Below are 13683 nucleotides of genomic sequence, written 5' to 3' on the forward strand. Positions count from 1 at the left end.
TACCGGCCCCCCGCCTCCCGCCTGGCGGCTCCGCCCCCACCCACCCCGCGCCCCGCCCGGCCGGCGCCTATGCCCCCGCTCCGCCGCGCCCCGCCCCCCCCCCCCCACTACAGATTCAGCCCCTCTCCCGCGTGCGGGAGATGGGTTGGGGTGAGGGCAGCTTTGCTGGGAAAGCTCCTGCCGAGCATGGCTCGGCACTACACCTTTACTCGATGTTCTGGACCTGCTCGCGGATCTGGTCGATCAGCACCTTCAGCTCCACTGCGGCGTTGGAGGTGCGTGCGTCCACCGATTTGGAACCCAGAGTGTTGGCTTCGCGGTTGAACTCCTGCAGCAGGAAGTCGAGGCGGCGGCCGACCGGCTCGCGCTGGCGCAGCACGCGGCGGATCTCCGAAATGTGGCTGTCCAGACGGTCCAGTTCCTCATCCACGTCGAGCTTCTGCAGCCACATCACCAGCTCCTGCTCTGCCCGGCCCGGGTCAACCGGATGCGGCAGGTCGGCCAGGCGCGCGGCCAGCTTGACCCGCTGCCCCTCGCGGATGGCCGGGATCAGCTCACGCACTTCGCCGGCAATGCGTTCGACCGAATCGACACGTTCGCCGATGGCAGTGGCCAGCTTGTCGCCTTCACGCTCACGCGCCTGCACGAAGCTGGTGACGGTCTCTTCCAGCAAGGCCAGCGCCTCAACATGCAAGGCGGCACTGTCGGTGGCCTCGGCACGCAATACGCCGGGGTGCTGCAGCAAATCAGTGAAACCCACCTGCATCCCGGGGAAACGCCCCTGCAGGCGCTGCGCCAATTCAGACAGCTGATCCACCAGCACTTCGTTGACTGCCAGCGAGGTGGCGGCTTCCGGCGCGCGCAGGCGCATCACCAGGTCGAGCTTGCCGCGGCTGACCCGGGCGGCAATGCGCTCGCGCAGCTGCGGTTCCAGCGCACGCAGGTCCTCGGGCAGACGCACGCCCACTTCCAGGAACCGGTGGTTCACCGAGCGCAGTTCGCAGCCCAGGGTGCCCCACGCGGTGATGCGTTCGCCGCCGGCATAGGCGGTCATGCTCCGAATCATGTGCTTTCCGATGTGTTTCAAAGGGCGAATGGTACCCTAGCCACCTCTGGACGCTGGTGCATCCACCACCCAGACGCCCGCCAGTTCACCTCGTACTAACCGGATTCCCCATGACCTTTTCCCGTCCCAGCGGCCGCCAGGCCGACCAGATGCGCACCGTCACCATCGAGCGTTCCTTCACCCGCCATGCCGAAGGCTCGGTGCTGGTGAGTTTTGGCGACACCCGCGTGCTGTGCACCGCCAGCGTCGAGAACCGGGTTCCCGGCTTCCTGCGTGGCAAGGGCGAAGGCTGGGTCACCGCCGAGTACGGCATGCTGCCGCGCTCCACCCACACCCGCTCCGACCGTGAAGCCGCGCGCGGCAAACAGGGTGGCCGCACCCTGGAAATCCAGCGCCTGATCGGCCGCACCCTGCGCGCCTGCATCGACCGCAATGCTCTGGGCGAACGCACCATCACCCTGGACTGCGACGTGCTGCAGGCCGACGGCGGCACCCGCACCGCCGCCATCACCGGCGCCTACGTCGCTCTGGTGGACGCGGTGAATCTGCTGATGAAGCGTGGCGAGATCAAGCGCAACCCGCTGTTCGGCGCCGTGGCTGCCGTCTCGGTCGGCGTCTACAAAGGCCAGCCGGTACTGGACCTGGATTACCCGGAAGACAGCGACTGCGATACCGACATGAACATCGTCATGAATGACGGTGGCGGTTTCATTGAGCTGCAAGGCACGGCCGAAGGCCACGCCTTCCGTCGCGACGAACTGGACGCGCTGCTGGTGCTGGCCGAAAAGGGCATCCGCGAACTGTTCGACGCCCAGCAGGCGGCATTGGCGCAGGCATGAACCGGCGCCTTGCCCTGGTCACCCTCGTTGTCGCCGACTACGACGAAGCCATCGACTGGTACACCGGCAAGCTCGGCTTCCAGCTGCTGGAGGACCTGGACCAGGGCCGCAAACGCTGGGTAGTGGTCGGCCCGACCGATGGCAGCGCCGCGGCGCTGCTGTTGGCACGCGCCAGCAGTGAGGAACAACGCAGCCGCATCGGCAACCAGACCGGCGGCCGCGTTGGCTTCTTCCTGCACACCGATGACTTCCATCGCGACCACGCGGCAATGCTTGCGCAGGGCGTGGAATTCCTCGAAGCCCCGCGCGATGAACCCTATGCCACGGTCGCGGTGTTCCGCGACCTGTACGGCAACACCTGGGACTTGTTGGAGCCCAAGCAATGAAACTGGTACTGGCCAGCGGCAACGCCGGCAAATTGAAGGAGCTGCAGGCGATGCTGGCACAGCTGCCGTTGCAGATCGTGCCGCAGCGCGAACTGGGCGTGGACGATGTGCCGGAAACCGGCCTGACCTTCGTCGAAAACGCGCTGATCAAGGCACGCCACGCCTGCACGGTGACCGGCCTGCCAGCCCTGGCCGATGACTCCGGCCTGATCGTCGATGCACTGGACGGCGCGCCCGGCCTGTACAGCGCGCGCTATGCCGGCAGCCCTACCGACGATGCCGCCAACAACGCCAAGCTGCTCGATGCGCTGCGCGATGTCCCGGCCGAACGCCGCACGGCGCGCTTCTACGCGGTGATCGTGCTGCTGCGCCATGCCAACGACCCGCAGCCGCTGATCTGCGAAGGCAGCTGGGAAGGCCGCATCATCGACGAACTGCGCGGCAGCAATGGCTTCGGCTACAACCCGGTATTCCTGGATGAAGAACTGGGCCTGACCGCAGCGCAGATGGAACCGGCGCAGAAGAACGGCCGCAGCCATCGCGCCAAGGCACTGCAGTTGCTGGTCCAGCAGTTGTCCGCGCAACTGGCACGCTGAGATATCGCGCTGATGAACACGCATTCGCACCTCCACACCCACGATGCCGCCTGCGGCTGCGACGTAGCGGCTGATATACAGCTGGTGCCACCTCCGCTGGCGCTGTATGTGCACCTGCCGTGGTGCGTGCGCAAATGCCCGTACTGCGATTTCAACTCGCACAGCGCCAAGGGCGAGTTGCCGTTCGATGCCTATATCGATGCACTGATCCGCGATCTGGACCAGGACCTGCCGCTGGTCTGGGGCCGCGTGGTCAGCAGCGTGTTCTTCGGCGGCGGCACGCCCAGCCTGTTCCCGCCGGAAGCGATCGACCGTTTCCTGCAGGCGGCCAGTGCACGGCTGCGTTTCGCGCCGAACCTGGAAGTGACGCTGGAGACCAACCCGGGCACCGCCGAACACGGCCGCTTCGACCGCTACCGCGCGGCTGGCGTGAACCGCATCAGCTTCGGCATCCAGACCTTCAACGACGAAGCGCTCAAGCGCCTGGGCCGCATCCACGACAGCAACGAGGCCGAGCGCGCGGTCAAGCTGGCGCAGGACGCCGGCTATAAGAATTTCAACATCGACCTGATGTACGCGCTGCCGCAGCAGACGCTGGCCCAGGCCGAATACGACCTCGAGCGCGCCTTCGCCCTCGATCCCACCCATATCTCGCATTACCAGCTGACGCTGGAACCGAATACGGTGTTCTTCGCCCGGCCACCGCAGGGCATCCCCGACGAAGACAGCGCCTGGGATATCCAGGAGCACTGCCAGGCCCTGCTCGCCGAGCGTGGCTACGGTCATTACGAGGTCAGCGCCTACGCCCGCGACGGCTGGCAATGCCAGCACAACCTCAACTACTGGCGCTTTGGCGACTACCTGGGCATCGGCGCCGGCGCCCACGGCAAGATCAGCTCCGGCGCCGAGCAGCACGTGCTGCGTCGCTGGAAGCACAAGCACCCACAGACCTTCATGGACACCGCCGGCAGCCTGGCCAGCATCGGCGGCGATGACGTGATCAGCCCGGAGCGGCTGCCGTTCGAGTACATGCTCAACCTGCTGCGCCTGCACGAGGGGTTCAGCCTGCGCGATTTTGAGTCGCGCACCGGTTTGGCACGGAGCGTGCTTCTACCTTCCCTGGCAATGGCAGTTGAACGTAGCTGGCTCACCAGCAACGGTGAATACTGGACTCCGACCGAACTTGGTCGCCGCTTCACCAATGATGTGGTGGAGTTGTTCCTGGCGTAAGACCCGCGAAAAGTGGCCGTTACATCACATAAATGATAGAAAACGCCCATTCAGGGGGAAGGAACGCAGGATGTCAGGCACCGCACCACGCTCAGCCAGCCAATCCATGGCAAGGATCGCCACTGCGCCGGTATCTGCCCGCGTACGTCACTTATTGGAAAGTATCTTCCTGGCCACCGATGAAGTCCTGCGCACGCCGCTGCAGCTGACCGCCATCGAGCTGGAACGCGCCATGTTCAAACGCGCGGAGCTGGCCCACAACAGCCAGATTCAGTCCGACATCTATGCCCAGCTGCGGGTGCTGCGCGAGCACATGGAACAATTCCCTGATCTGTTTCTTGATGCACTTGCCACGCAAGTGGCGAGCTTCAAGGATCCGCCCAGGCCAGACCAGGAAGCACACGCAGCGACATTCAAATCAATGACGCTGGTCGAAGACACCGACATCGATCGCGACATCGTGCTGCATGAAATGGCGCGCCGCGAAGCGTTCCGCGCCCCAAGCCCCCTGCTGTTGTTGGGGCAGCGCTTTGCAGTACTTGCTGCGCAGCCAGCATTTGATCCCGAGCGTCTGCCGGTCGGCCCCTACGCGCAGTGCCGGGCACTGCGCGACGCCGGCGAGCAGATGCAGCTCAACCTCGATACCCAGCTGGTGCTGTTCCAGGTATTCGAACGCATGGCCATGACGCGCCATGCCGAACTGGTAGACCGCCTGAACATCCTGCTGGAACGCGAAGGCGTGCTTCCCGGGCTGGTGTATCGCCCGCATCTTCCCCGCCCCTCTGCCCCGCGCGGCGCGGGGGCTGCTGGCGGACAGGCCGATGCTGGCGGCGGGCCTCGCCCCGCAGGCGCGACCCCGCTGACCAGCTGGCAAGGCCAGGCTCCGGCTGCATCATGGGCCAATATCTCCAATGAGCTGCTGGGCAGCCCTACAGCAGCACCTGCCCAGGTCAGCACTGCACCGGTGCAGACGCCCGCCAGTGGCGGCGCCATGCCACCGATGGAAAGCCTGCACAGCCTGCTTGATGCCGCCCGCCACGCGCTTACGCTGAGCGCTGGTGCTGGTGCTGGTGCTGGTGGCGGTGGCGGTGGCGGTGCTGGTACAGCCGCAGGCGCAACGGCAGGGACTGGCGGCATGCCCGACTTTGCTGCCCTGCAAGCGCACGCGCAGGCACAACACGGCGCGACAGGTGCAGCTGCATACGCTGCTGCAGCCAACTCCAACAGCGCAAGCATTCCAGCCCAGCCCGTCTCCACCCAGACCGCAATGGACGTACTGGGCAAACTGCAGACCGCCGCTTCGTCTTCCGGTAGCCGCCACAGCATGGCCGACATCCGCAACGCGATGATGGCGCAGGTCAAGGCCGAACACGGCCCTGCCGCGACGCTGTCGGTGCAGGATGGCGACACCATGGACCTGCTGGGCATGCTCTACACCGAGCTGCAGCGCGAGGTGCGCAGCGAGGGCCCGGCCGCCGATCTGCTGCGACGCCTGCAGGTACCGCTGGCGCGCGCCGCCATCAGCGACCAGGAATTCTTCCTGCGCGACCAGCACCCGGCCCGCGAGCTGCTCAATGCGGTCGCAGAGTCCGGTGCGGTCTGGCTCAGTGACGAAGACAGCGATCCCGTGCTGCTGCTCAAGCTCAAGGACGCGGTCAACAAGGTCGTCAACGACTACCAAGGCGACGAGTCCGTCTTCGTCGAAGCCAACGACATCATCCAGGGGCATCTGCGCTCGGCGGCCCGCCGTGCGGAGATGGCCGAGCGCCGGCAGGTCGACGCCGCGCGTGGCAAGGAGCGTCTGGAGGCCGCCAAACAGCTGGCCAACAGCACCATCGATGACCTGTGCCAGAGCACCGAACCGCCCAAGTTCGTGCAGACCCTGCTGCGCAAGGCCTGGGCTGATGTACTCACCCTCACCCTGCTGCGTCAGGGTGAAGGTTCGGATGAGTGGCAGCAACGCGAGCAGGCCACCCGCCGCATCAGCGAGATCACCACCCTGCCGCCCGGTGGCGCGGCCGATGTCAGCTTCGGCGAGGAAATCGAGCAATCACTGCTGCAGGTGGGTTACCACCAGGATGAGGCTGCCGCCATCTCGCGTCGGCTGTCCACGCCCGGCGGCGAGGATGAGATCACCTCGCGCACCGAGCTGACCGCCAAGCTCAAGGCGCGTAGCCGTCTGGGCGAGGCCGGCGAGCCGGAAGAAGAAGAGCGCCGCAAGAAAGTCGAGCCCGCCCGAACCGAAGAAGAGGAAGCGCATTACCGCCAGCTGCGCATCCTGCCGTTCGGCACCTGGTTCGAATTCACCGTCAACCAGCAAGGCGACAACCGGCGCCAGCGCCTGTCCTGGTACAGCCTGATCACCGGCAACGCCCTGTTCGTGAACCAGCGCGGCCAGAAGGTCTCGGAAAACTCACTCGACGCGATGTCGCGACTGATGGCCAAGGGCCAGCTGCGCATCGTCACCGAAGACAAGGGCCGCCTGATCGACCGCGCCTGGCAGGCCACCGTGCGCGCGCTGCGCTCGATTGCCGGCCAAGCCTCCAACAGCGGGGAGTCCGCATGATCACCAATACCCGCCGCGCACCGCGCCTGCAGGTCCCCGAACTGGTGCAAGTGCGCGACCAGATGACCGGCACCCATATCGGCCGGCTCGGCAACGTGTCCGAAACCGGCATGTTGCTGATCACCTCGGTGCCTATGCAGGAGGACGCGCTGTACCAACTGCAGTTCCCGATCCCAGATGGTCGTGGCGGCCACCTGCAGATCGACGTTGGCGTACACCTGCTGTGGTGCGAGCCCACCCACGCACCCGAGCAGTCCTGGGCCGGCTTCCGCTTCCTGACCCTGGATAAAACCCATCGCGAGCGCCTGGCGCGGTGGATCGAAGGCAGCATCCCCGCAGCCTGAGTGCCGAAAACGGCACAGCAGCGGCGGACTGATTGCGGCAAAATTGGGGCCTGCATTCCGCATGTCCCAGCGAGCCACCGCGATGAACCAGCAAGATCCAGGCAGCCTGTACGCCCACCACCTCGGCGAAATGATCCGCCGCGCCGACGCTGCGCTGGCGCGTGGTGGTTTTGATCACCTGGTGGTTCCCAGCGGCACCCAGCATTACCAGGTGTTCGACGACCGCGATTACCCCTATGCGGTCAACCCGCAGTTCAAGACCTGGCTGCCACTGACCAAGCTGCCTTACAGCTGGCTGATCCACACCCCGGGCAAGCGCCCGACGTTGGTGTTCTACCAGCCCTTCGATTATTGGCATGTGGTGCCGGATGCACCGAGCGGCTGGTGGGTGGAGCACTTCGACATCCACATCATCCGCAAGCCAGACGAAGCGCTGGCCCTGCTTCCCGCCGATCCGAGCCGCTGCGCCATCCTCGGCGAGCCGCAGAGCGCGCTGGGTGGTTTTGCACCGAACAACCCGGCGGCGGTGATCAATTACCTGGAATGGCACCGCGGCTACAAGACGCCGTACGAAATCGCGCTGATGCGCCAGGCGCAGGTATTGGCGGTACGCGGCCACCGCGCAGCCGAAGCCGCGTTCCGCGCCGGCGCCAGCGAATTCGATATCCACATGGCCTATTGCAGCGCCGTCGGCCAGGACGCCAATGAGCTGCCGTACGGCAACATCATCGGCCTCAACGAACATGCTGCCGTGCTGCACTACACCGACCTGGGCAAGCAGCCACCGCAGCCGCTGCGCAGCTTCCTGATCGACGCCGGCGCTTCGGCATATGGTTACGCCAGCGACATCACCCGCACCTATGCAGCGGCCGGCCACGACGAATTCCAGTCCTTCATCGATGCGGTAGACGCCGCACAGCTGAAGATGTGTGCAGCGGTGCGCGCGGGTTTTGATTACAAGCAGCTGCACATCGATGCGCACCTGTCGCTGATGGGCATCCTCAAGGATTTCGGCGTGATCACGGTTTCGCCGGAAGCTGCCTTGGCGACGGGCGTAAGCGCGGCATTCTTCCCGCACGGCATTGGCCATCTGATCGGCGCACAGGTGCACGACGTAGCGGGCTTTGCGGCCAGCGAAGACGGCGGCCGCGTCGAACGCCCGGCTGGCCATCCGTATCTGCGCATGACCCGCGTATTGGAGCCAGGCATGGTGGTGACCATCGAGCCGGGCCTGTACTTCATCGACATGTTGTTGGATGAAGTGAAGAAGGCCGGCAACGCCGCCAGCATCAACTGGGATCGCGTGGACTTCTTCCGTCCTTATGGTGGCGTGCGCATCGAGGACGAGGTGCTGTGCACCGACGGCGAAGCGGACAACCTGACCCGTCCGGAATTTGCTGCACAGGCTTGATGCAAGGGCGACATCAGTCGCCCCGTGAATGCCCCCCGGGCGCGCAATGCGCCCGGGATGACTGGTACGGCGGATGCATTGATGTCCGCCTTGGCTGTCGCACCTATTTTTCGCAACCCACCCTCCTAGACCGAACCAGCCAGGCTTCGGCTTCGCTTTTGCTTCGGCTGTTTCCCCTCCCTTACGCGCAGCGTAGGGGAGGGCCAGGGAGGGGTGCCTTTGCTTTGCACTTGCACTTGCACTTGCACTTGCACTTGCACTTGCACTTGCACTTGCCGTTGCCGTTGCCGTTGCTCTTGCTCTTGCTCTTGCTCTTGCTCTCAGCTTTTGACGTACGGGCCCCTTCCGCAGCGACGGAGCTGGCAGACAAGACCCCGCACGGGGCGACGTGCATGGATGCACGTCGTTTTTCGACGATACATGGATGTATCGTCGAAAAATCCTGCCAGCGGAGTGGACCTGTAGCGCGCAGCGCGGAAGGCGCGTAGGCAGGGTGTGCTTTCTTTGGGCCACCTTTCTTTGCACAAGCAAAGAAAGGTGTGCTCGCGCGCCGAAGGCGGGCGAAAGCCCTTGATCTTGATCTTGGTTGCGGTTGAAGCAAGAGCGAGAGCTTTCACTCCCCTTCGGGGAGCGAGTTACTTTTCTTTGCTTGTGCAAAGAAAAGATAACCAAAAGAAAGCACACCCTGCCTCCGCGCCCACGCCGCTGCGCGACGCGGGTCCACTCCGCCGCCGGGATTTTTCGACGATACATCCATGTATCGTCGAAAAACGACGTGCGTCCTGCACGTCGCCCCATTCGGGGTCTTGTCCGTCGGCTGCGTCGCTGCGGAAGGGGCCCGGTAGATCAAGAGCTTTGGAGCAACTGCAACTGCAGAAGCGACAGCAACAGCAACAGCAACTGCCCCCTCCCATACCCGCCCCTACGCTTTGCGTAAGGGAGGGCAACTGCAGAGGCAAATGCAGAAGAAAATCCAACCGCTATAACCGAACGCCGTGCGCCTCAGCGCTTGGCCATGAAGGCTTCGATTTCATCGGCGCTGCGCTCCAGCGCACCGGTCAATACACGGTGCCCGTCCTCGGTGATCAACACATCGTCCTCGATGCGGATGCCAATTCCGCGCCAACGCGCCTCGACACTGCGATCGTCCGGCGAGATATACAACCCCGGCTCGATGGTGAACACCATGCCCGGCTCCAGCAGACGCGACTCACCGGCCACCCGGTAATCGCCCACATCGTGCACATCCATGCCCAGCCAATGACCGGTCTTGTGCCGGTAGAACCGCTGGTAATGACGCTCCAGGATGTTCTCTTCCAGATCACCCTTCAGCAGACCCAGGCGCAACAAGCCCTCAGTCAATACCTCCACCGCCGCAAGATGCCCTTCCTCGTAGGCAATGCCCGGCTGCGCCTGCTCCAAGGCCGCCAACTGCGCAGCCAACACCAGATCATGCAGCGCGCGCTGCTCCTCACTGAAACGGCCATTGACCGGGAAGGTCCGGGTGATATCGCTGGCGTAACCGCGATACTCCGCACCCGCATCGATCAACACCAGATCACCATCACGGCTACCGCTGTTGTTGTCGCGGTAATGCAACACGCAGGCATTCGCGCCAGCACCAACAATGCTGTTGTACGCAGAACACGCATCGGCGGCGCGGAACTCGCGCTCCAGCTCCGCCTGCAACTCGTACTCATGGATGCCCGCCCGCGCAGCACGCATCGCCGCACGATGCGCACGCACACTGATATCAGCTGCCTCCTGCATCAAAGCAATCTCGTCGGCACTCTTGTACAGGCGCTGCTCGTGCAACAGATGCCCCAGCTCGAGGAACTCATGCGGCGGCTGTGCGCCATTGCGCACCTGCGAACGCACCCGGTTGACCCAGCCGATCAACTTCAGATCGAAGTCGGCGTCGCGGCCGAAGTGGTAGTACACCCGCGAGCGTCCTTCCAACAGGCCCGGCAGGATTTCGTCCAGATCCTCGATCGGATAGGCGTCGTCCATGCCGTAGTGCGAGACCGCACCGTCCTGGCCTTCGCGCGGGCCGTCCCAGGCTTCCCGGTCCGGGTCGCGCTCGCGGCAGAACAGGATGGCCTCACCGTGCTTGCGCCCCGGGATCAGCACCAGCACTGCCTCCGGCTCCTGGAACCCGCTCAGGTACCAGAAATCCGAATCCTGACGGTACGGGAAGAACGTATCGTTGCTGCGTACCCGCTCCGTTGCTGCGGGCAGCACCAGAATGGCGTCATCGCCGGCCGCTTCCATCAACTGCCGGCGGCGGCGGGCGTACTCGGCTGGGGTGATACCGGACAGACGCTTCATCGCCAACCTCAGTTCAGGCTTTGCCGATGGCGCGAGCCCATCACGCAGTCGCCGTGCAACAGCAGTGCCGCAACGCGTACGAACTCTTCGATCTCGGACAGGGCGTCCTCGTCTTCATCGGCGCTATCGAACTCGTCAATCGAGGCCTGGGCCAGACGCGCCAGATCCTGCAGCGCCTCTTCGCCTTCCTCGCTCAACGCCGGTCGCTTGCCCGACGCCAGGCCGAAGCCGCCCAGGAAAGCCCGGCACCACTCAAACAATGCCTCGGTACGCACCTGCACCGGCTCTGCGGCATCCACCAGCACCAGCTCGAAGGCGAAGTCGCGGTCTTCCAACTGCGCAACCGTGGTCTGGCGCAGCAGGTCGAGCACGCTGCCAGGTTCCGGGGCTGGCAGGCCGTCGTCGGCCAGCACCTTGGCCGGCCAGGACGGCTCATCGGCGCCACCGGCGGCCAACCAGCCACACAGTCCGCCGTGGAGTTCGGCCGGGGAAGCAGCCAGGCCCAGCGACTGGCTGGCCTGGAGGATGTCTTTGACGGAGGGAAGGTCGGTCATGTCACTGATCTGTAAAGCGGAGAGGAACGCCGGCACCGGCAAGATGACGACGGCCGCACAGTGTACCAATCGCACTGCATACTCCTTCTTGACCGGCCCTCATCGCCATGCCTATCGTTCCGTCCATGGACTCCTTCGACCCCGCTGGCCAGCTGCTGGCCCTCGCCTCCCGCCTCGAGCTGCTGCTTGAGCGCAACCAGCGGCTGAGCGATGAAAACCGCAGCCTGCGCCAGCAACAGGAACAGCTGATCAGCGAACGCTCGCAATTGCTGACCAAGAACGAACAGGCCCGCTCCCGGGTGGAAGCCATGATCACCCGCCTCAAGTCGCTGGAGCAGCACACGTGAGCAACAACGAACCGGTCAGCGTCCATATCCTGGACCGCGAGTACACCGTTGGCGTGGAACCGACCGAGCGCGAAAGCCTCACCGCGGCCGCGCGCGTGCTCGACGGCAAGATGCGCGAAATCCGCGGCAGCAACCGGATGGCGGCGGTCGACCGCATCGCGGTGTTGGCTGCACTTAATCTTGCGCATGAGTTGCAGCAGGTGCGCGATGAGCAGGTTGCCCAGCAGCAGCGCTTTCAATCGGCCATGAACGAGTTGAACCGGCGCCTTGACCTGGCCATCGACAACGCGCGTTGACCCAGCTGACCAGCTCAGACAGATGAATCCGCGATTAGTGAAATACGACTGCACCTAGCCGTGCAACCTCGTTATACTGGCGACGCGTTCTCTGCTGTGAACGACGGCGTGTGCAAACATTCGCCTTGTCCCTTAATTACGACCACGGGGGCGCGACGGAGCCGGGTGTGCAAGTCCGCCTTGTAGCGGGAAGCCCGATGGCCCCCCAGCGTTCCCACTTGAACCCCGGGTTCAAGGTCGTTTCGCACGCATCGTCACCGCGGAGAATGCAATATTCGAGAACGACGCCTAACGGCGTCGTTCTTTTTTTGTCTTCGTCCTGCTGGAAACGCCGCGGAATGCGGATCTTGGGTAGTGCCGACCCATGGTCGGCAGAAGCATTACCGGTAGAGCCAGTGCCGACCATGGGTCGGCACTACAAAAGCTTGGCTCCCCAAGTGCTTCGCACTTACCCTCAGCCCTCTCCCGCTAGAAGATGGGCTTCCAGGCCTCGACCTTCGCAGATGACCGATCCCCGCCAACTCCTCCGCCAACAACTGCGTCAGCGCCGCCGCGATATCCCCGCCGCCGAACGTATCGCCGCTGCCGAAACCCTGGCCGCGCACCTGCTGTCCCTGCCTTTTGCAGGGATCAGCGGCCATGTCGCCGGTTACTGGGCGATGGACGGCGAGATCGCCCTGCACCGCTGGCAGATGCAGCTACCGCCGCAACAGACCTATTGCCTGCCGGTACTGCACGGCAAATTGCTGCGCTTCGCCCCTTGGCGGCCCGGGCAGGCGCTGGTCAGCAACCGTTATGGCATTCCCGAGCCCGACGTGGACCCGTCTCAGGCACTGCGGCCGGAGGAAATGGCCTTGGTCATCGCCCCGCTGGTCGGCTTTGATGACGGTGGCCGACGGCTGGGCATGGGGGGCGGCTGGTATGATCGCAGCTTCGCATTTCGGCAGCGCCAGGCCGCGCCGCCGTGGCTGGTGGGGGTAGGTTTCTCCGCCCAGCAGGTGCCGTCATTGCCGGTCGAGGACTGGGATGTGGCGGTGGATGCCATCTGTACCGAGCAGGCCACTCTCTACCCGGAACCGTTGAACGCATGACCGCCCGCAAGCGCTACTGGCTGATGAAGTCCGAACCGGACGCCTTTTCCATCGACGACCTGCAGCGCGTAGGCACCGAACCGTGGAATGGCGTGCGCAACTACCAGGCGCGCAATTTCATGCGCGACGGCATGAAGGTCGGCGACGGCATCCTGTTCTACCACTCCAATACCAAGGTGCCGGGCATCGTCGGCATTGCCACGGTGGCCAGCGAGGCCTACCCGGACGACACCCAGTTCGATCCCGAATCCGATTACCACGACCCCAAGAGCACGCGCGAGCAGCCGCGCTGGATGCTGGTGGACGTGGGTTTTGAGCGCAAGCTGGCGCAGGTGATCGCGCTGGACGAGATCAAGCTGCATGCGGAGGAACTGGGCGAAGGTTTCCCGCTGACCGCCAAGGGCAACCGCCTGTCGGTGTTCCCGGTTACCGCCGCACAGTGGAAGCTGCTGCTGTCGCTGGAAAAGAAAGCCAAGTAATTCTCTTTTGTTGTTGTAGGAGCGGGGGGGGGGGGGGGGGGGGGGGGGGGGGAGGAGGGGGTGTGGGGAGCGGCGCGGGGCAGCCCCCCCCCCCAACCAAACAAAAAAAAAACAGATAGGAATCCTGCAGCACACAGCCCAAGCGCCGCC

Annotated in this window: 14 protein-coding genes and 1 other RNA gene; 12 read left to right on the top strand and 3 right to left on the bottom strand. The window is 64.5% G+C overall.

Annotated features, from left to right (window positions below):
* Positions 1 to 205: 205 nt before the first annotated feature.
* Positions 206 to 1066, bottom strand: coding sequence for a YicC/YloC family endoribonuclease (locus ACVOLR_RS18965; RefSeq protein ID WP_481537815.1), 861 nt, complete (start codon positions 1064 to 1066; stop codon positions 206 to 208).
* Between the two features lie 110 nt (positions 1067 to 1176).
* Here ACVOLR_RS18965 and rph point away from each other — a divergent pair, with 110 nt between their 5' ends.
* The 7 genes from rph to pepQ all read left to right on the top strand — a co-directional run bounded on the left by rph (position 1177) and on the right by pepQ (position 8438).
* The gene (gene rph / locus ACVOLR_RS18970; protein WP_481514458.1) at positions 1177 to 1905 is read left to right on the top strand and encodes a ribonuclease PH; all 729 of its coding nucleotides are present in this window, start codon (positions 1177 to 1179) and stop codon (positions 1903 to 1905) included.
* Complete coding sequence (locus tag ACVOLR_RS18975) at positions 1902 to 2291, top strand: VOC family protein (RefSeq protein ID WP_481537816.1); 390 nt, start codon at positions 1902 to 1904, stop codon at positions 2289 to 2291. Before rph ends, ACVOLR_RS18975 begins: the two co-directional genes overlap by 4 nt.
* Positions 2288 to 2887, top strand: coding sequence for an RdgB/HAM1 family non-canonical purine NTP pyrophosphatase (rdgB, locus tag ACVOLR_RS18980; RefSeq protein WP_481537817.1), 600 nt, complete (start codon positions 2288 to 2290; stop codon positions 2885 to 2887). The genes ACVOLR_RS18975 and rdgB overlap by 4 nt, the downstream gene beginning before the upstream one ends.
* Positions 2888 to 2899: 12 nt before the next feature.
* Positions 2900 to 4117: a radical SAM family heme chaperone HemW gene (gene hemW, locus ACVOLR_RS18985; protein WP_481537818.1), complete on the top strand. Its 1218-nt coding sequence runs from the start codon at positions 2900 to 2902 to the stop codon at positions 4115 to 4117.
* Between the two features lie 106 nt (positions 4118 to 4223).
* Positions 4224 to 6683 (top strand): DUF1631 domain-containing protein, encoded by a 2460-nt coding sequence (locus tag ACVOLR_RS18990; protein ID WP_481537819.1) that lies wholly within the window; start codon positions 4224 to 4226, stop codon positions 6681 to 6683.
* On the top strand, positions 6680 to 7027 hold the full coding sequence (locus ACVOLR_RS18995) for a PilZ domain-containing protein (RefSeq protein ID WP_481537820.1): 348 nt from the start codon (positions 6680 to 6682) through the stop codon (positions 7025 to 7027). Before ACVOLR_RS18990 ends, ACVOLR_RS18995 begins: the two co-directional genes overlap by 4 nt.
* Positions 7028 to 7109: 82 nt before the next feature.
* Positions 7110 to 8438 carry a Xaa-Pro dipeptidase gene (gene pepQ / locus ACVOLR_RS19000; RefSeq protein WP_481537824.1) on the top strand — a complete coding sequence of 443 codons (1329 nt, stop codon included), beginning with the start codon at positions 7110 to 7112 and terminating at the stop codon, positions 8436 to 8438.
* Between the two features lie 1002 nt (positions 8439 to 9440).
* Here the strand turns inward: pepQ and ACVOLR_RS19005 are convergent.
* Together ACVOLR_RS19005 and ACVOLR_RS19010 are read right to left on the bottom strand one after the other, a co-directional pair.
* Entirely contained in the window at positions 9441 to 10766 is a 1326-nt protein-coding gene (locus ACVOLR_RS19005; protein WP_481537821.1) for an aminopeptidase P N-terminal domain-containing protein, read from the bottom strand.
* Between the two features lie 8 nt (positions 10767 to 10774).
* Positions 10775 to 11320 (bottom strand): YecA/YgfB family protein, encoded by a 546-nt coding sequence (locus ACVOLR_RS19010; protein ID WP_481537822.1) that lies wholly within the window; start codon positions 11318 to 11320, stop codon positions 10775 to 10777.
* A 125-nt stretch (positions 11321 to 11445) separates the two neighbouring features.
* Here ACVOLR_RS19010 and ACVOLR_RS19015 point away from each other — a divergent pair, with 125 nt between their 5' ends.
* The 5 genes from ACVOLR_RS19015 to ACVOLR_RS19035 all read left to right on the top strand — a co-directional run bounded on the left by ACVOLR_RS19015 (position 11446) and on the right by ACVOLR_RS19035 (position 13533).
* The gene (locus tag ACVOLR_RS19015; RefSeq protein ID WP_282273125.1) at positions 11446 to 11667 is read left to right on the top strand and encodes a TIGR02449 family protein; all 222 of its coding nucleotides are present in this window, start codon (positions 11446 to 11448) and stop codon (positions 11665 to 11667) included.
* Positions 11664 to 11963, top strand: coding sequence for a cell division protein ZapA (locus tag ACVOLR_RS19020; protein ID WP_481517729.1), 300 nt, complete (start codon positions 11664 to 11666; stop codon positions 11961 to 11963). The genes ACVOLR_RS19015 and ACVOLR_RS19020 overlap by 4 nt, the downstream gene beginning before the upstream one ends.
* An 85-nt stretch (positions 11964 to 12048) precedes the next feature.
* Positions 12049 to 12233, top strand: a non-coding RNA gene (gene ssrS / locus ACVOLR_RS19025) — 6S RNA.
* A gap of 233 nt (positions 12234 to 12466) precedes the next feature.
* Positions 12467 to 13054 (top strand): 5-formyltetrahydrofolate cyclo-ligase, encoded by a 588-nt coding sequence (locus ACVOLR_RS19030; RefSeq protein ID WP_481537823.1) that lies wholly within the window; start codon positions 12467 to 12469, stop codon positions 13052 to 13054.
* Positions 13051 to 13533: an EVE domain-containing protein gene (locus tag ACVOLR_RS19035; protein ID WP_303747296.1), complete on the top strand. Its 483-nt coding sequence runs from the start codon at positions 13051 to 13053 to the stop codon at positions 13531 to 13533. The genes ACVOLR_RS19030 and ACVOLR_RS19035 overlap by 4 nt, the downstream gene beginning before the upstream one ends.
* Positions 13534 to 13683: the final 150 nt, after the last annotated feature.

Source organism: Stenotrophomonas sp. STEN030 (genome assembly GCF_056759995.1).

Bases quoted from the DNA above. Each gene is read 5' to 3' on its own strand.
- ACVOLR_RS19030 (WP_481537823.1), top strand. From the start codon at position 12,467: ATGACCGATCCCCGCCAACTCCTCCGCCAACAACTGCGTCAGCGCCGC.
- ACVOLR_RS19005 (WP_481537821.1), bottom strand. From the start codon at position 10,766: ATGAAGCGTCTGTCCGGTATCACCCCAGCCGAGTACGCCCGCCGCCGC.
- ACVOLR_RS18965 (WP_481537815.1), bottom strand. From the start codon at position 1,066: ATGATTCGGAGCATGACCGCCTATGCCGGCGGCGAACGCATCACCGCG.
- pepQ (WP_481537824.1), top strand. From the start codon at position 7,110: ATGAACCAGCAAGATCCAGGCAGCCTGTACGCCCACCACCTCGGCGAA.
- ACVOLR_RS18975 (WP_481537816.1), top strand. From the start codon at position 1,902: ATGAACCGGCGCCTTGCCCTGGTCACCCTCGTTGTCGCCGACTACGAC.
- ACVOLR_RS19035 (WP_303747296.1), top strand. From the start codon at position 13,051: ATGACCGCCCGCAAGCGCTACTGGCTGATGAAGTCCGAACCGGACGCC.
- ACVOLR_RS19015 (WP_282273125.1), top strand. From the start codon at position 11,446: ATGGACTCCTTCGACCCCGCTGGCCAGCTGCTGGCCCTCGCCTCCCGC.
- ACVOLR_RS19010 (WP_481537822.1), bottom strand. From the start codon at position 11,320: ATGACCGACCTTCCCTCCGTCAAAGACATCCTCCAGGCCAGCCAGTCG.
- hemW (WP_481537818.1), top strand. From the start codon at position 2,900: ATGAACACGCATTCGCACCTCCACACCCACGATGCCGCCTGCGGCTGC.
- rph (WP_481514458.1), top strand. From the start codon at position 1,177: ATGACCTTTTCCCGTCCCAGCGGCCGCCAGGCCGACCAGATGCGCACC.
- ACVOLR_RS18995 (WP_481537820.1), top strand. From the start codon at position 6,680: ATGATCACCAATACCCGCCGCGCACCGCGCCTGCAGGTCCCCGAACTG.
- ACVOLR_RS18990 (WP_481537819.1), top strand. From the start codon at position 4,224: ATGGCAAGGATCGCCACTGCGCCGGTATCTGCCCGCGTACGTCACTTA.
- rdgB (WP_481537817.1), top strand. From the start codon at position 2,288: ATGAAACTGGTACTGGCCAGCGGCAACGCCGGCAAATTGAAGGAGCTG.